Source organism: Pseudomonas sp. JDS28PS106, assembly GCF_036706555.1.
Classification (GTDB): Bacteria; Pseudomonadota; Gammaproteobacteria; order Pseudomonadales; family Pseudomonadaceae; genus Aquipseudomonas.
Window position 1 is genome coordinate 209,022 of the sequence record NZ_JBAJGT010000004.1, and the last position, 14,513, is coordinate 223,534.

At 63.2% G+C, this 14,513-nt stretch carries 17 protein-coding genes; 8 read left to right on the forward strand and 9 right to left on the reverse strand.

Translation table 11 applies throughout. The features are described 5' to 3' along the window. Window positions 1-56: 56 nt before the first annotated feature. The 3 genes from rsmD to TRP66_RS08290 are packed head-to-tail and all read right to left on the reverse strand — an operon-like array spanning window position 57 to window position 3,480. Entirely contained in the window at window positions 57-641 is a 585-nt protein-coding gene (gene rsmD, locus TRP66_RS08280; RefSeq protein WP_333401027.1) for a 16S rRNA (guanine(966)-N(2))-methyltransferase RsmD, read from the reverse strand. Continuing rightward, window positions 641-2,131, reverse strand: a complete 1,491-nt coding sequence (locus TRP66_RS08285; RefSeq protein ID WP_333401028.1) for a M16 family metallopeptidase — start codon at window positions 2,129-2,131, stop codon at window positions 641-643. Before TRP66_RS08285 ends, rsmD begins: the two co-directional genes overlap by 1 nt. Further along, window positions 2,128-3,480: a M16 family metallopeptidase gene (locus TRP66_RS08290; protein WP_333401029.1), complete on the reverse strand. Its 1,353-nt coding sequence runs from the start codon at window positions 3,478-3,480 to the stop codon at window positions 2,128-2,130. The genes TRP66_RS08285 and TRP66_RS08290 overlap by 4 nt, the downstream gene beginning before the upstream one ends. 258 nt (window positions 3,481-3,738) lie before the next feature. Between TRP66_RS08290 and ftsY the strand changes: the two genes are divergently transcribed. The 4 genes from ftsY to rpoH all read left to right on the forward strand — a co-directional run bounded on the left by ftsY (window position 3,739) and on the right by rpoH (window position 7,897). Next, the gene (ftsY, locus tag TRP66_RS08295; protein ID WP_333401030.1) at window positions 3,739-5,235 is read left to right on the forward strand and encodes a signal recognition particle-docking protein FtsY; all 1,497 of its coding nucleotides are present in this window, start codon (window positions 3,739-3,741) and stop codon (window positions 5,233-5,235) included. After that, window positions 5,232-5,903 carry a cell division ATP-binding protein FtsE gene (gene ftsE / locus TRP66_RS08300; RefSeq protein WP_333401031.1) on the forward strand — a complete coding sequence of 224 codons (672 nt, stop codon included), beginning with the start codon at window positions 5,232-5,234 and terminating at the stop codon, window positions 5,901-5,903. The genes ftsY and ftsE overlap by 4 nt, the downstream gene beginning before the upstream one ends. Further along, on the forward strand, window positions 5,900-6,928 hold the full coding sequence (ftsX, locus tag TRP66_RS08305; RefSeq protein ID WP_333401032.1) for a permease-like cell division protein FtsX: 1,029 nt from the start codon (window positions 5,900-5,902) through the stop codon (window positions 6,926-6,928). Before ftsE ends, ftsX begins: the two co-directional genes overlap by 4 nt. Before the next feature lie 114 nt (window positions 6,929-7,042). Next, window positions 7,043-7,897 (forward strand): RNA polymerase sigma factor RpoH, encoded by an 855-nt coding sequence (rpoH, locus tag TRP66_RS08310; protein WP_333401033.1) that lies wholly within the window; start codon window positions 7,043-7,045, stop codon window positions 7,895-7,897. A gap of 173 nt (window positions 7,898-8,070) precedes the next feature. On the opposite strand, the gene mtgA is transcribed toward rpoH, so the two are convergent. Beyond that, on the reverse strand, window positions 8,071-8,781 hold the full coding sequence (mtgA, locus tag TRP66_RS08315; RefSeq protein ID WP_333401034.1) for a monofunctional biosynthetic peptidoglycan transglycosylase: 711 nt from the start codon (window positions 8,779-8,781) through the stop codon (window positions 8,071-8,073). 79 nt (window positions 8,782-8,860) lie between these two features. Here mtgA and TRP66_RS08320 point away from each other — a divergent pair, with 79 nt between their 5' ends. The 4 genes from TRP66_RS08320 to trmB all read left to right on the forward strand — a co-directional run bounded on the left by TRP66_RS08320 (window position 8,861) and on the right by trmB (window position 11,127). Beyond that, the gene (locus tag TRP66_RS08320; RefSeq protein ID WP_333401035.1) at window positions 8,861-9,241 is read left to right on the forward strand and encodes a DUF423 domain-containing protein; all 381 of its coding nucleotides are present in this window, start codon (window positions 8,861-8,863) and stop codon (window positions 9,239-9,241) included. 87 nt (window positions 9,242-9,328) lie between these two features. Then, window positions 9,329-9,529: a sulfur carrier protein ThiS gene (gene thiS / locus TRP66_RS08325; protein ID WP_333401036.1), complete on the forward strand. Its 201-nt coding sequence runs from the start codon at window positions 9,329-9,331 to the stop codon at window positions 9,527-9,529. Window positions 9,530-9,590: 61 nt separating this feature from the next. Then, on the forward strand, window positions 9,591-10,385 hold the full coding sequence (locus TRP66_RS08330) for a thiazole synthase (RefSeq protein ID WP_333401037.1): 795 nt from the start codon (window positions 9,591-9,593) through the stop codon (window positions 10,383-10,385). Window positions 10,386-10,482: 97 nt separating this feature from the next. Then, window positions 10,483-11,127 carry a tRNA (guanosine(46)-N7)-methyltransferase TrmB gene (gene trmB, locus TRP66_RS08335; RefSeq protein WP_333401337.1) on the forward strand — a complete coding sequence of 215 codons (645 nt, stop codon included), beginning with the start codon at window positions 10,483-10,485 and terminating at the stop codon, window positions 11,125-11,127. 175 nt (window positions 11,128-11,302) lie between these two features. On the opposite strand, the gene TRP66_RS08340 is transcribed toward trmB, so the two are convergent. From TRP66_RS08340 to metW, 5 genes are read right to left on the reverse strand one after another with little or no spacing between them, the layout of a single operon-like run. Beyond that, window positions 11,303-11,626 (reverse strand): DUF3392 domain-containing protein, encoded by a 324-nt coding sequence (locus tag TRP66_RS08340; protein ID WP_333401038.1) that lies wholly within the window; start codon window positions 11,624-11,626, stop codon window positions 11,303-11,305. A 9-nt stretch (window positions 11,627-11,635) separates the two neighbouring features. Beyond that, window positions 11,636-12,841 carry a radical SAM family heme chaperone HemW gene (hemW, locus tag TRP66_RS08345; protein WP_333401039.1) on the reverse strand — a complete coding sequence of 402 codons (1,206 nt, stop codon included), beginning with the start codon at window positions 12,839-12,841 and terminating at the stop codon, window positions 11,636-11,638. Further along, window positions 12,838-13,434 (reverse strand): RdgB/HAM1 family non-canonical purine NTP pyrophosphatase, encoded by a 597-nt coding sequence (gene rdgB / locus TRP66_RS08350; protein ID WP_333401040.1) that lies wholly within the window; start codon window positions 13,432-13,434, stop codon window positions 12,838-12,840. The genes hemW and rdgB overlap by 4 nt, the downstream gene beginning before the upstream one ends. Then, window positions 13,431-13,865, reverse strand: coding sequence for a DUF4426 domain-containing protein (locus tag TRP66_RS08355; protein ID WP_333401041.1), 435 nt, complete (start codon window positions 13,863-13,865; stop codon window positions 13,431-13,433). The genes rdgB and TRP66_RS08355 overlap by 4 nt, the downstream gene beginning before the upstream one ends. 24 nt (window positions 13,866-13,889) lie before the next feature. Next, on the reverse strand, window positions 13,890-14,510 hold the full coding sequence (gene metW, locus TRP66_RS08360; RefSeq protein ID WP_333401042.1) for a methionine biosynthesis protein MetW: 621 nt from the start codon (window positions 14,508-14,510) through the stop codon (window positions 13,890-13,892). Window positions 14,511-14,513: the final 3 nt, after the last annotated feature.

Here is a 14,513-nt window from a genome sequence, read left to right on the forward strand (position 1 = left end):
CCGCGATCCAAGAGGGGATGTCCGCCAGTGCGACTGGCGGACCTTGCAAGGGAGGCCTAGCCGCGCTGCCAGAGCGCGTAATACACCTGTCCGGCTTTCTTCTCGCGATGCAGGCGCCAGTTGCCCGGCAACCCTGTCGTCGAGGGCGCGTTTTCACTTTCCGTATAGATCCAGGCGTTGTCCGCCAGCCAGCCTCGGCTTTCCAGCGTGGCGCAGGCCGAAGCCAGCAGCCCCTGGTGGAACGGCGGGTCGAGGAACACGACGTCGAACGGTGTGGCATCCGCGGTTTCCAGATGACGCAAGGCGTCTGCCTGTACCACCTGACCGTTGGTGCAGCGCAGCGTATCGAGATTCTGGCGCAGGCTGGCGATGGCCGTGGGGTTGCTGTCCAGTGCCAGACCAATGCTTGCGCCTCTGGACAGGGCTTCGAAGTACAGAGCGCCACTGCCGGAGAAGACGTCCAGGACCCTGGCACCGGCGATATAAGGCGCCAGCCAGTTGAACAGGGTTTCGCGTACCCGGTCAGGAGTGGGGCGCAGGCCGGGTGCGTCGGGGAAGGTCAGCTTGCGGCTGCCCCATTCCCCGCCGATGATGCGTAGCTGACCCAGGCCGTTATGGCCTTTCGGGCGTGAATTGACCATCAGTGCTCTGGAACTCCGGCAGGTTGTTCTACGGGTTTGTCGACGGGGGCGGGCAGTTCCTTTTGCGCCACAGTCGGTCCGACGGTGACTACCACCATCTTGTCGGCGCTCAGGTGCTTGTTCATCGCGGCCTTGACCTGCTCGACGGTCACGTTCTGCGCCTGGGTCATGTAGTCTTCCAGGTAGGTCAGCGGCAGGTCATAGAAGCCGATGGCGCCCAGTTGGCCGACGATGGCCGAGTTGCTGGCGGCGGTCAGCGGGAAGCTGCCGGTCAGCTCGCGCTTCACGTCGTCGAGTTCTTTCTGGGTCGGGCCCTTGGCAAGGAACTCGCGAACGATGTCCTGCACCAGTTTCAGGGTGTTCTGGCTCATGTCCGCGCGGGTCTGCAGGCCGATCAGGAAAGGACCGCGCACCTGCATGGCGGTGAAGTTCGACGACACGCCATAGGTCAGGCCGCGCTTTTCGCGAACTTCAGTCATCAGGCGACTGCCGAAGCCACCGCCGCCGAGCACCGAATTGCCTACGGTCAGCGCGGCATAGTCCGGATCGTTACGGTCGATGCCCAGTTGCGCCAGCATCAGGTGCGTCTGGTTGGACGGAAACTCGATATGGGTCACGCCTGCCTTGGGTTCGACCGGCGCGGTGGTTTTCGGCAGGGCCGGGCCTTTGGGCAGCGACGCCGAAACCTGGGCGGCAACGGCCTGCGCTTGTTCGCGCGACAGGTCTCCCACCAGCGCGATGACAGCATTGCCCGCGGCGTAGGCTTTGGCATGAAAGGCCTTGAGCTGCGCAATGTCGATGGCCTTGATGCTTTCCGGGGTGCCATCGCTCGGATGGGCGTAAGGGTGATCGCCGTAGACCTTGTCGAACAACGCCTTGCTGGCAATCACACCGGGGTTCTGCTTCTGATACTCGAAGCTGGCGAGCAACTGGTTCTTGATGCGGGCCAGGGAATCTGCCGGAAAGGTCGGCTTGCCGAGCACTTCGCTGAACAGTTTCAAGGCCGGCTCGCGCTTGTCCGGTGCGCTCAGGCTGCGCAGCGAAGCGACCGCCATGTCGCGATAGGACCCGTTGCCGAAGTCCGCTCCCAGCCCTTCGAACCCTTGGGCAATGGCGGTGACGTCCTTGCCCGCGATGCCCTCATTGAGCATCGCGTTGGTCAGGGTAGCGAGGCCGGGGGCGTTTCCGTCCTGGCTGCTGCCCGCCGCGAAGGTCAGGCGCAGATCGAACATCGGCAGTTCGCGGGCCTCGACGAACAGCACTTTCGCGCCTTCGGCGGTCTGCCAGGTCTGGATGTTCAGATCGCGGCGAGCCGGGGCCTTGCCGTTCAATTCCTTGAGGGTCTGCAGCTTGCTGCCCAGCGCCGGCGTGGAGGCAGCCTGGGGCGCGGCGCTCGAAGCGGCGTTGTCGGCCATGGCGAATGGGGCGCCGAGCGTGGTGGCGAGAGCCAGGCCAAGCAGCGCGTGACGTGATGCGGTGCGCTTGATCATTGGGCTTTCTCCTCGGGCAGAACGTGCGCGATGCTCAGGCGCTCGCGGCTGAAATAGGTGCTGGCGGCTTTCTGAATGTCCTCGGGCGTGACGCTCTGCAGCGCCTGGACCTCTTCGTCCATCAGTTTCCAGGACAGGCCGACGGTTTCCAGCTCGCCGATCATGGTGGCCTGGCTGGTGATGGAGTCGCGCTCATAGATGACTTCGGCGATCACCTGGGCGCGGACCCGCTCCAGTTCCTCTTTGGAAGGCGCCTTGGTCTTCAGTTCGTCCAGCTGACGCCAGATGCCGGCTTCCACGTCGGCCAGGGTCTTGCCTTTCTGGACGTTGGGCGTGGCGCTGATCATGAACAGGCTGTCGCCGCGGGCATAACCGTCGTACTGCGCCGCGGCGCCGGAAACCAGTTCTTCGCCGCGTTCCAGGCGGGTAGGGATCCGCGCGCTGTAGCCGCCGTCGAGCAGGGCCGCGATCAGGCGCAGAGCATTCACCGAGCGCTGGTCTTCAGCCGTCGCCACGCTGGGCACGTTGAAACCGTACATCAGGCTGGGCAACTGGGTCTGCACATGCAGCGTGATATGACGCTCGCCCGGCTCCGCCAGCTCCAGGGGCTTCTTGGACGGTGGCACTTCGCGGCGCGGAACCGGGCCGAAGAACCGCTGCGCCAGGGCCTTGACCTCGTCGGGCTTGACGTCGCCGACCACGACCAGTGTCGCGTTGTTCGGCGCGTACCAGGATTCGTACCAGTGACGCAGCTCTTCGACCTTCATGCGGTTCAGATCCGCCATCCAGCCGATGGTCGGGGTGTGATAACCGCTGGCCGGGTAGGCCATGGCCTTGAAGCGTTCGAAAGCCTTGCTCATCGGCTTGTCGTCGGTGCGCAGGCGGCGCTCCTCCTTGATGACCTCGATTTCCCGGCTGAACTCGTCGGCAGGCAGCTTGAGGGTCGCCATGCGGTCGGCTTCCAGCTCCAGCGCGACGCTCAGGCGGTCGCGGGCCAAGACCTGGTAATAGGCGGTGTAGTCATCGCTGGTGAACGCATTCTCTTCGGCGCCCAGGTCGCGCAGGATCAGCGAGGACTCGCCCGGGCCGGTCTTGCTGCTGCCCTTGAACATCATGTGTTCCAGGGCGTGGGACAGCCCGGTCTGGCCCGGCGTCTCGTAGCTGGAGCCGACCTTGTACCAGATCTGCGAGACCACGACCGGCGCCCGGTGGTCTTCGCGGACGATGACTTTCAGGCCGTTGTCGAGCGTGAATTCATGAGTGGGTTGCGGATCGGCGGCCAGTGCTGTCAGGGGCAGACAAATCGTGCTGAGCAGCAGGCCTGCGGCGCGGCGGGCTAGAGCATTCATTCGTAGTTCGAACCTGTAGGACGGCCCGCGTGAACTTAGCGTCGGCGGGCGCGGGGGTGTTAGGATACTGATCCGTTTGCGACAGAAACAGCCTCCACTGGCCGAAACCACATGAAACCTGTGTCCGGGCGCAGTCGAATGCCACCCGCATGGTACGGTGAGCCAGTGAACAAGCGGTCTTTAATGCAGTCTGTTTTTCATGTCAGAATTTTCCGGAGCGCTCTCTGGCGCTTCGCTACCTTGAGATAGCCGTCCTCCATGTTTGGTTCCAACGACGACAAGAAGAACCCAGCCCCGGCTGGCGAGAAGAAAGGCCTGTTCGGATGGCTGCGCAAGAAGACGCAGCCGGTCGAGCCGCAGCCGCAGGAAACCCCCGTTACCGAGTCCGCGCAGGGCGCGCAGACGCCGCTGCCGACCGAAGCGCCGCCCGCTATTGCGCCGGTCGCGACCGCTCCGGCTCCCGCGCCGCATGAGGAAGTACCGCCGGGCGAACCCGTGGCTCAGCCCTGGCTGACATTGCCGGTGGCCGACGAATCAGTGGCGCTGATCGACGAACTCGAGCCTGCCGTGCCGCCGCCGCTGCCGAAACAGGACGAGCCGCGCCCGACCGCGCAGCAAGCGAACGTCGAAGAGACCGCCTCCGAGCCGGCGCTGGATGTCATGCCTGTCAGCGTGCCGGAGCCGGTGCTGGTGGCGCCCGAGCCGACCCCGGCTCCCGTGCTTGAACAGCCTCAGGCCGCGCTGCCGGAGCCTGTCGTTGAAACGCTGCCCGTCGAAGCGGCTCCTGTCGAGGTGCCCAAGGCTGCCGAGACCGAAACGGCCAAGGTGGGCTTCTTCGCCCGCCTCAAGCAGGGCCTGTCCAAGACCAGCGCCAGCATCGGCGAGGGGATGGCGAGCCTGTTCCTGGGCAAGAAAGCCATTGATGACGACCTGCTCGAAGAAATCGAAACCCGTCTGCTGACCGCCGATGTCGGTGTCGAAGCGACCTCGGTCATCATTCAGAGCCTGACCCAGAAGGTTGCCCGCAAGCAGCTGACCGACGCGCAGGCGCTCTATACCTCCCTGCAGGGCGAGCTGGCGGCCATGCTCAAGCCGGTCGAACAGCCGCTGGTCATCAAGGCCGAGCACAAGCCATACGTGATTCTGGTCGTGGGCGTGAACGGCGCGGGCAAGACCACCACCATCGGCAAGCTCGCCAAGAAGCTGCAGCTGGAAGGCAAGAAGGTGATGCTGGCGGCGGGCGACACCTTCCGTGCCGCCGCCGTCGAGCAGTTGCAGGTTTGGGGCCAGCGCAACCAGATCCCGGTGATCGCCCAGCACACCGGCGCGGATTCGGCTTCGGTGATCTTCGACGCCGTACAGGCTGCCAAGGCGCGCGGCATCGACGTGCTGATCGCCGACACCGCCGGCCGCCTGCACACCAAAGACAATCTGATGGAAGAGCTCAAGAAAGTGCGCCGCGTGATCGGCAAGCTCGATGAGCAGGCGCCTCACGAAGTGCTGCTGGTTCTGGATGCCGGCACCGGTCAGAACGCCATCAATCAGGCCAAGCAGTTCAACCAGACGGTCGCGCTGACCGGCCTGGCCCTGACTAAACTCGATGGCACGGCCAAGGGTGGTGTGATCTTTGCCCTCGCCAAGCAATTCGGTCTGCCGATCCGCTACATCGGGGTCGGCGAAGGCATCGACGACCTTCGTACCTTCGAGGCAGAGCCGTTCGTTCAGGCGCTGTTCGCGGAGCGGGAGCGTACATGATCCGTTTCGAGCAAGTCGGCAAACGCTATCCGAACGGGCATGTCGGGTTGCACGAGCTGAGCTTTCGCGTACGTCGTGGCGAGTTTCTGTTCGTGACCGGGCATTCCGGCGCGGGCAAGAGCACGCTGCTGCGTCTGCTGCTGGCGATGGAGCGGCCGACCACCGGCAAGCTGATGCTGGCCGGGCAGGACCTGGGCCAGATCAGCAATGCGCAGATTCCTTTCCTGCGTCGCCAGATCGGCGTGGTGTTCCAGAATCACCAGTTGCTGTTTGACCGTACCGTGTTCAACAACGTCGCGTTGCCGTTGCAGATCCTGGGTCTTTCCAAGGCTGAAGTGTTCAAGCGCGTGGACTCGGCACTCGAACGCGTCGCTTTGTCCGACAAGGCCGAGCTGTACCCCGGCGACCTGTCCACCGGTCAGCAACAGCGGGTCGGCATTGCACGGGCCATCGTCCACCGTCCGGCGTTGCTGCTGGCCGACGAGCCGACCGGTAACCTCGATCCACGTCTCGCGGCGGAAATCATGGGCGTCTTTGAAGATATCAACCGGCTGGGGACCAGCGTGCTGATCGCCAGCCACGACCTGGCCCTGATCGCCCGCATGCGCCACCGCATGCTGACCTTGCAGCGTGGCCGACTGATCGGCGACGGGGAGGCCGGAGCATGAGCGCGACCCGCAGTCCCAAGGTGTCCGAGCGCGTAGCGCCTAAGGCCGCCGACCCAATGCCTAAGAAAAAACAGCGTCACGACCATGATGACGACGGTCCGGACTTCAAGACCTTGCTGGCGGCCTGGCTGGAAAGCCATCGCACCAGTCTGGCGGACAGCCTGCGCCGGCTTGGCAAGCAGCCGATCGGCAGCTTCTTTACCTGTCTGGTCATGGCCATCGCGCTCAGCCTGCCCATGGGCTTGTCGCTCCTGCTCAGCAACGTCGAGCGACTCGGCGGGTCATGGCAACGCGCCGCGCAGATCTCCATTTACCTGAATCTGGATGCCAGCAGTGCCGATGGCACCCGTCTGCGTGACCAGATCCAGGCCATGCCCGGCGTGGCGCAGGCCGAGTACATCAGCAGCGAGCAGGCGCTCGACGAGTTCCAGCAGCAGTCCGGTCTGGGCGAGGCGCTCAAGGAACTGCCCGATAACCCGCTGCCGGGCGTCGTGGTGGTAACGCCGGATGAGGTCGATAAACCGGCGCTCGAAGCCCTGCGCGCGCGGCTCGCCGAGTTGCCCAAGGTGCAGCAGGCGCAGCTCGATCTGGTCTGGGTAGAACGTCTGGCGGCAATCCTCAAGCTGGGCGACCGTTTCGTTTTTGGCTTGACGGTACTGCTGGTCTCGGCTTTGCTGTTGGTCATTGGCAACACCATCCGGCTGCATATCGAAAACCGTCGCACCGAAATCGAAGTCATCAAGCTGGTGGGCGGCACCGACAGCTACGTGCGCAGGCCCTTCCTTTATATGGGCGCGCTGTACGGCCTGGGGGCAGGTGTCCTGTCCTGGGGCGTGCTGGCTTACGGGCTCGACTGGCTGAATGACGCGGTGACGGGGCTGGCCGGATTGTACGGCAGCGATTTCGCCCTTGACGGCGTGCCTGTCGGCGACGGTTTTTCGCTCTTGCTAGGAGCGGTGTTGTTAGGGTATATCGGTGCCTGGATCGCGGTTGCTCGCCATTTGCGTGAGCTGGCGCCACGATAGGTTAAATTTTGTTTCACCCGTTGACTTATCTTGTTGTGGGAACTTGTCTAGCGGTTCCAAGTCAATTTGGCAGTACTCAACTGCACGAGTCATGTGAGTCGGAGGTTTTTTCGTATGACCACTTCTTTGCAACCTGCTTATGCTTTAGTCCCGGGGGCGAACCTCGAGGCCTATGTGCATACGGTCAACAGCATTCCGCTGCTGACGCCCGAGCAGGAGCGTGAACTGGCCGAGAGTCTCTACTATGAGCAGGATCTGGGGGCGGCTCGGCAAATGGTGCTCGCCCACCTGCGTTTTGTTGTGCACATCGCACGCAGCTATTCGGGTTACGGTCTGGCTCAGGCCGACCTGATTCAGGAAGGTAACGTCGGCCTGATGAAGGCCGTGAAGCGCTTCAACCCTGAAATGGGTGTGCGCCTGGTGTCGTTCGCGGTGCACTGGATCAAGGCTGAAATTCACGAATTCATCCTGCGCAACTGGCGGATCGTCAAGGTCGCCACGACCAAGGCGCAGCGCAAGCTGTTCTTCAACCTGCGCAGCCAGAAGAAGCGTCTGGCCTGGCTGAACAACGATGAAGTGCATCGTGTCGCCGAAAGTCTGGGTGTCGAACCGCGCGAAGTGCGCGAGATGGAAAGCCGTCTGACCGGCCAGGACATGGCGTTCGATCCGGCTGCTGAAGCAGATGACGACAGCGCCTTCCAGTCGCCGGCCAACTACCTGGAAGACCATCGCTACGATCCGGCGCGTCAGCTGGAAGATTCGGACTGGACCGACAGCTCCACCTCCAGCCTGCATCAGGCGCTGGATGTGCTCGACGAGCGCAGTCGTGACATTCTCTACCAGCGCTGGCTGGCGGAGGAGAAGGCCACGCTGCACGATCTGGCGCAGAAGTACAACGTCTCGGCCGAGCGTATTCGTCAGCTGGAAAAGAGCGCGATGAACAAGCTCAAGACGTCCATCGCCGCCTAACGCACCCGGCAGTGCAAAACGCCCCAATTAGTTCGGGGCGTTTTTGTTTGGGGCGGGCGATACACTGAGGTTCCGTACCGTGGGAGGGAGCTTGCTCGCGACAAAGCCGACGCGGTCTGTCTGGCAGCCCGCGTCACGCCAATCGCGGGCAAGCCCGCTCCCACAATGTGGAATTAGAACCGGCGGCTGTGATTCAACCCCGCCAGATAACTGTCCCCGCCCAACTGACGCATCTGCTGGCGTATCCAGCCGGCACGACGTGACACATAGCTGCCGGGGCGACTGGCGCTCCACTGACGCGGATTGGGCAGTACCGCCGCCAGGTAACTCGATTGCTGGGTGCTCAAGGCGCTGGCATTGACCCCGAAGTGGTGCTGTGCCGCGGCCTGGGCGCCGAACACGCCTTCATCCCACTCCACGCTGTTGAGATAGACCTCCAGAATCCGCTCCTTGGACCACAGCAGTTCGATCAGCATCGTGAACCAGGCTTCCAGCGCCTTGCGCACATAGCTGCGGCCGGACCACAGGAACAGGTTCTTCGACACTTGCTGGCTCAGGGTACTGGCGCCGCGAATCGAGCCGCCTCGCTCGTTATGCAGGATCGCCGCCTGAATGGCCTCGACGTCGAAGCCCCAATGCTCGGCGAATTTCTGGTCCTCGCCGGCGATGACCGCGACTTTCAGACTGTCCGCGATCCGCTCCCAAGGCTGCCAGGTGCGTTGCAGATCGATGGGCTGGCCATCGAACCAGGATTCGATCTTGCGTTCGACCATCAAGGCCGTTCCGGGAGGCGGGACCCAGCGCAGCGCCAGGACCAGAACGAAGCTGCCCGCTGCGAACCACAGCAGGGCTTTGACAGTGCGACGGAATATTAACTGCAGCATAGAGATGGCTTGGCCGAACCCGTTGAGCGGGCCATTATACAGACCGAGCGCTTTCCCACGATTCCTCCCGGAGATCCCGATGCTTCGCAGCTTTCTGATGCTGGCCGCTTTTTTTGGCTTCACTGGCGTGGGGCTGGGCGCGTTCGCCGCCCACGGCCTCAAATCCCGGCTGAGTCCCGAGTACCTGGCGATCTTTCACACCGGCGTGCTTTATCAGCTGATTCATGCCGTCGCGCTGTTGGGTGTTGCCGTACTGGCCGCGCAGCTGCCGGGCAGGATGGTGACCTGGGCTGGCTATGCCTTCGCGCTGGGCATCCTGCTGTTTTCCGGCAGCCTCTACGTGCTCACGCTTACCGGTTTCAGCAAGCTGGGCATCGTCACGCCATTCGGCGGGCTCGCGTTTCTGGTGGGCTGGGCGCTGCTCGGGATGACTGCGTGGCGGCTGGGCGGCAGCGCCTGAGCCGAGACGAATGGCAGCGCTTTGCCTTGGTCATCCAGAGCGATCGGGCTAGAATGCGGACCCCTTGAAAATGATGGCTGCTGACGCATGCGCATTCAGTTGAACGGTGAATCTTTCGAATTGCCCGACGGAGAGACCGTCTCGGCCCTGCTGACCCGCCTGGAGCTTGTCGGCCGCCGGGTTGCGGTGGAGTTGAACCTGGACATCGTGCCGCGCAGTCAGCATGAATCCACGATCCTGTCCGAAGGGGATCAGGTCGAAGTGGTGCATGCCATCGGCGGCGGCTAGGGCTGTGGCCCGCGCCAGGGCCGCAAAGCAGTGACTCCTGTCTAGTAGAAGAGGATTTTCGATGAGCAACGTACGCAGCGACAAGCCATTCGTCCTGGCTGGCCGGACCTTTGAATCGCGCCTGCTGGTCGGTACCGGCAAGTATGCGGACATGGAACAGACCCGTCTGGCCATCGAAGCCTCCGGCGCCGAAATCGTGACCGTGGCCGTGCGCCGGACCAACCTGGGCCAGAATCCGGGTGAGCCGAACCTGCTGGACGTACTGCCGCCGGACCGCTACACCATCCTGCCGAATACCGCGGGCTGCTTCGACGCAACCGAGGCGGTGCGCACCTGCCGCCTGTCCCGTGAGCTGCTCGACGGCCGCAATCTGGTAAAGCTGGAAGTGCTGGCCGACCAGAAAACGCTGTTTCCCAATGTCATCGAAACCCTCAAGGCCGCCGAAGTGCTGGTCAAGGATGGCTTTGATGTCATGGTCTACACCAGTGACGACCCTATCGTCGCTCGTCAGCTGGCCGAGATCGGCTGCATCGCCATCATGCCGCTGGCCGGCCTGATCGGCAGCGGTCTGGGCATCTGCAACCCGTACAACCTGCAGATCATCCTGGAAGAAACCAAAGTTCCGGTGCTGGTCGATGCCGGCGTCGGTACCGCTTCGGACGCGACCATCGCCATGGAACTGGGCTGCGAGGCCGTCCTGATGAACTCGGCGATCGCCCATGCCCAGCAGCCGGTGATGATGGCCGAAGCCATGAAACACGCTGTAATTGCCGGCCGTCTGGCGTATCTCGCCGGGCGTATGCCTCGAAAACTCTATGCCAGCGCATCTTCGCCGCTGGATGGCCTGATCAAGTAAGAGCCCGTTGATGACTGATACGCACGTTCCGCCCCCAGAATCGCCTGCAACCGAACCCGGCGATGAGCGCCAGCACCGCCGCATCAAGAGTTTCGTGATGCGTGCCGGGCGCATGACCGAAGGCCAGCAGCGCGGCCTGGATCAGGGGCGGCCGAAGTTCGGCCTGACACTGACCGACGCGCCGGTGGATTTCGATCAGGTATTCGGGCGCTCCGCGCCGCGTACGCTGGAAATCGGCTTTGGAATGGGCCATTCGTTGCTGGAAATGGCCGCCGCCGCGCCGGAGCAGGACTTCATCGGTGTCGAAGTGCATTCGCCGGGCGTGGGCGCGCTGCTCAACGGCGTGCTGACCCAGGGCCTGAGCAATGTGCGGGTCTATGACTGCGACGCGATCGAAGTGCTGAACCGCTGCATCGCCGATAACAGCCTCGACCGCCTGATGCTGTTCTTCCCGGACCCGTGGCACAAGAGCCGTCACCACAAGCGGCGTATCGTCCAGCCCGAGTTCGCGGCGCTGGTGCGCAGCAAGCTGAAACCGGGCGGCGTGTTCCACATGGCGACCGACTGGGGCCCGTACGCCGAGTACATGCTGGAAGTGATGAGCGCGGCGCCTGGTTATCGGAACCAGGCCGAGGACGGCCAGTACGTCCCGCGCCCCGCCGAACGTCCGATCACCAAGTTCGAACGCCGCGGCGAACGCCTTGGGCACGGCGTGTGGGATCTGAAGTTCGAGAAGGTCTGACCTGACCATGTGGGAGGGAGCGAAGCTCGCGACGCAGACAACGCGGTCTGTCAGGCAAACCGCGCGGGTGCCGTCGCCAGCAAGCTGCCTCCCACAATAGGGCGACATGCTTGGCTATCGCCAGCAAGCTGGCTCCTACGGGTTTTTGTGGGAGCCAGCTTGCTGGCGATTGGCATTATTTCCTGTCGGCAATCACTCCGATCAGAACCAGAACCACCAGCAGCACCGGCGCCAGGCTGTAGTTGTTGAACTGGCTCAGGCCGCGTACGACCCAGGGGGTGGCGTAGATCAGCGCCAGGCCGCTGCCGATGGTGCACAGCACTGCCAGCAGCGGTACTCGCAGCGCGCCGGCCATACTGCCGATGCGCTGTTCCAGCCAGCCTTTGATATCCCCACCGAACAGCACCAGCAGACAGCCCACCAGCGCCAGGGCGATTTCCGACAGGTTATTGCGGCTCCAGCGAGAGACAGTGGCAAGCAGGTCGAGTACGAGATCCATTCAGAGTCCTTAGGTCAGAAAATACTGCAACAGGTCGTTGAGGAACAGCTGGCCTTGCGGTGTGGCCACGAGCCGGTCCGGGTCGGTGCGCAGCAGCCCGCGTCGTTCCGCTTCCCGCCGGGCATCGGTCAGAGTGTCCAGACCAAGTCCCGTGCGCGCATGGAACAGTTCGGCTTCGACGCCATCGGTCAGGCGCAGCGCATTCATGAGAAATTCGAACGGCAGCTCATCGGCGCCCAGGCGCTTGGAACCGGCCTGAAACGGCTTGGCGGGATTCAGATAGTCCTTGGGCAGCCGGGTTTTCCAGGTGCGAACGATATGCCCGTCGGCGTGACTGAGCTTGCCATGGGCGCCCGCTCCGATCCCGATGAAATCGCCGAACGCCCAATAATTGAGGTTATGCCGTGCCGGTTTGCCGGGCTGGGCGTACGCCGACACTTCGTACTGGGCAAAGCCGTTGTCGGCCAGCAGTTGCTGACCGGTTTCCTGGATATCCCAGAGAATGTCGTCTTCCGGCAGCACAGGCGGCTGGTTCCAGAACACCGTATTGGGCTCGAGGGTCAGCTGATACCACGACAGATGCGTGGGACCCAGCGCGATAGCCTGACGCAGATCGTCCAGCGCCTCGTCCTGCGACTGATCGGGCAGGCCATGCATCAGGTCCAGGTTGAAGTTGTCGAAACCGGCCTGACGCGCCATGTCGGCGGCGCGAATCGCTTCGTCGCCGTTGTGGATGCGCCCCAGCGCCTTGAGCTTGGCCTCCTGGAAACTCTGGATGCCGATCGACAGGCGATTGATGCCCAGCCCGCGATAAGCCTTGAATTTCTCTTGCTCGAAAGTGCCCGGGTTGGCCTCCAGCGTGATTTCGATGTCATCGGCAAAACGGATGCGCTGCTCGACGCCGGCCAGCAATCGTCCCAGCGCCTCGGCGCTGAACAGGCTTGGTGTACCGCCGCCAAAGAAGATCGAACGCAGCTCGCGACCTTGCACGTGAGGCAGGTCCTGATCCAGATCCGCCAGCAGGGCGTCGACGTATTCCTGCTCGGGCAGGACGGGGCTTGCGGTATGCGAGTTGAAATCGCAGTACGGGCATTTGCGCACGCACCACGGGATATGGATGTACAGCGACAGCGGCGGCAATTGCGGCAGGACGATTCCGGGGCCGGACGACGTGAAACCGTCCTGGCCCGGAAACAACGGCTGGATACGGGTCATTGCAGGCCCAGGCGTTGCCGCAGCAGCGTCATGGCGCGGGCGCGATGGCTGAGCTGGTTTTTCTCCACGGGGCTCAGCTCAGCGCTGGAGCAATCACGCTCGGGCACCCAGAACAGCGGGTCGTACCCGAAGCCGTGCTCGCCGCTCGCCGCGTGCAGGATGCGGCCGTGCCACAGTCCTTCGCACAGAATCGGCAGCGGGTCGTCCGCGTGGCGAACCAGGGCCAGCACGCAGACGAACTGCGCGCCGCGCTGCTCGTCAGGCACGTCCTTGAGCGCATCCAGCAATTTGGCGTTGTTCGCCGCGTCGCCCTTGCCGTCCGCGTAGCGGGCCGAATAAATGCCGGGCGCGCCGCCGAGGAAGTCGACCGCCAACCCGGAATCGTCGGCCAAAGCTGGCAGGCCGGACAGCCGCGAAGCGTTGCGGGCCTTGAGAATCGCGTTCTCGACGAAGGACAGACCGGTTTCCTCCGGCTCGACCTGGCTGAATTCGCCGACCGAGCGCAGCTGCACGCTGTCGCCGAGCATGGCCTGGAGTTCTTTGAGCTTGCCGCCGTTGTGGCTGGCCAAAACAAGTTGAGTAAGGTTCATCACTGGCCTGGGAATAATTCCTGGTTGAAGCTGAAGCGATGGGTGGCACCGCCAGCCTGGACGCTGATATCGAAGATCCGGGTTTCCTGTCGCGGCACGGGGAACTGGGCGAGGAAGGACACCGCGCCGTGTTCCGTCACCTGCCTGAAGCGCAGCGGCGCCGCTTCGCCGGTCAGATCGCGAATGGTTCCGGTCACCTGCGCGGGTATCGATTTGCCGGCCTTGAACACCGAGACATTGAGCACGCCCTGATCCTTGTTGCGAATCAATTCGACGCTGCGCGCGATCTCAGGCTGCAGGAACGTCGAATTGAAGGTGTTGTAGTACACGGTCACATCGCCGAACGAGGCTTGCCGGGTGCTGCTGATCGCATCGGCTGCGATGGCCGCAGGGCTCAGGCAGGCGCTGAGCAGAAGCATTGCCAGACGACCCATGTCGGTTCTCCGCGAGGACACTGGTTAAACGGCGACCTGATGATCCGTCAGGCCCGGGCTGCTGACCCGGTAGATGCCGATCTCACCCAACAGATTAGGCCATAGCTTGCTGGCCCAGCCATGTCGATGCTGCTGATCGACAGCCAGTCGATCGATGACCTGCGCCTGACGCTCGCGGCACAGCTCTTCGAAGTCTTCGAAGGTGCAGAAGTGAATGTTGGGCGTGTTGTACCAGGTGTACGGCAAAAATTCCGAGACCGGCATACGGCCCTTGCTCGCCAGATACCAGCGGCAGCGCCAGTGGCCGAAGTTGGGGAAGGTGATGATGCACTGACGGCCCACGCGCAGCATCTCGTCCAGGATCCGATCCGGGTAATGCACGGCTTGCAGGGCCTGGGTCATGACCACGATGTCGAAGCTGTTGCTGGCGAAGTTGCCGAGGCCCTTGTCCAGGTCCTGCTCGATCACGTTGACGCCTTTAGCAACGCATTCGGCAATGTTGTCCGGGTCATTTTCCAGGCCGTAGCCTGTGACCTGCTTGTTGTCGCGCAGCCAGGTCAGCAGCTCGCCGTTGCCGCAGCCGAGGTCGAGGACCCGGGCGCCGGCGGGAATCCATTCCTGGATGATTTCAAGATCGGCTCTCATGAC

Bases quoted from the DNA above. Each gene is read 5' to 3' on its own strand.
- rsmD (WP_333401027.1), bottom strand. From the start codon at position 641: ATGGTCAATTCACGCCCGAAAGGCCATAACGGCCTGGGTCAGCTACGC.
- TRP66_RS08285 (WP_333401028.1), bottom strand. From the start codon at position 2,131: ATGATCAAGCGCACCGCATCACGTCACGCGCTGCTTGGCCTGGCTCTC.
- TRP66_RS08290 (WP_333401029.1), bottom strand. From the start codon at position 3,480: ATGAATGCTCTAGCCCGCCGCGCCGCAGGCCTGCTGCTCAGCACGATT.
- ftsY (WP_333401030.1), top strand. From the start codon at position 3,739: ATGTTTGGTTCCAACGACGACAAGAAGAACCCAGCCCCGGCTGGCGAG.
- ftsE (WP_333401031.1), top strand. From the start codon at position 5,232: ATGATCCGTTTCGAGCAAGTCGGCAAACGCTATCCGAACGGGCATGTC.
- ftsX (WP_333401032.1), top strand. From the start codon at position 5,900: ATGAGCGCGACCCGCAGTCCCAAGGTGTCCGAGCGCGTAGCGCCTAAG.
- rpoH (WP_333401033.1), top strand. From the start codon at position 7,043: ATGACCACTTCTTTGCAACCTGCTTATGCTTTAGTCCCGGGGGCGAAC.
- mtgA (WP_333401034.1), bottom strand. From the start codon at position 8,781: ATGCTGCAGTTAATATTCCGTCGCACTGTCAAAGCCCTGCTGTGGTTC.
- TRP66_RS08320 (WP_333401035.1), top strand. From the start codon at position 8,861: ATGCTTCGCAGCTTTCTGATGCTGGCCGCTTTTTTTGGCTTCACTGGC.
- thiS (WP_333401036.1), top strand. From the start codon at position 9,329: ATGCGCATTCAGTTGAACGGTGAATCTTTCGAATTGCCCGACGGAGAG.
- TRP66_RS08330 (WP_333401037.1), top strand. From the start codon at position 9,591: ATGAGCAACGTACGCAGCGACAAGCCATTCGTCCTGGCTGGCCGGACC.
- trmB (WP_333401337.1), top strand. From the start codon at position 10,483: ATGCGTGCCGGGCGCATGACCGAAGGCCAGCAGCGCGGCCTGGATCAG.
- TRP66_RS08340 (WP_333401038.1), bottom strand. From the start codon at position 11,626: ATGGATCTCGTACTCGACCTGCTTGCCACTGTCTCTCGCTGGAGCCGC.
- hemW (WP_333401039.1), bottom strand. From the start codon at position 12,841: ATGACCCGTATCCAGCCGTTGTTTCCGGGCCAGGACGGTTTCACGTCG.
- TRP66_RS08355 (WP_333401041.1), bottom strand. From the start codon at position 13,865: ATGGGTCGTCTGGCAATGCTTCTGCTCAGCGCCTGCCTGAGCCCTGCG.
- metW (WP_333401042.1), bottom strand. From the start codon at position 14,510: ATGAGAGCCGATCTTGAAATCATCCAGGAATGGATTCCCGCCGGCGCC.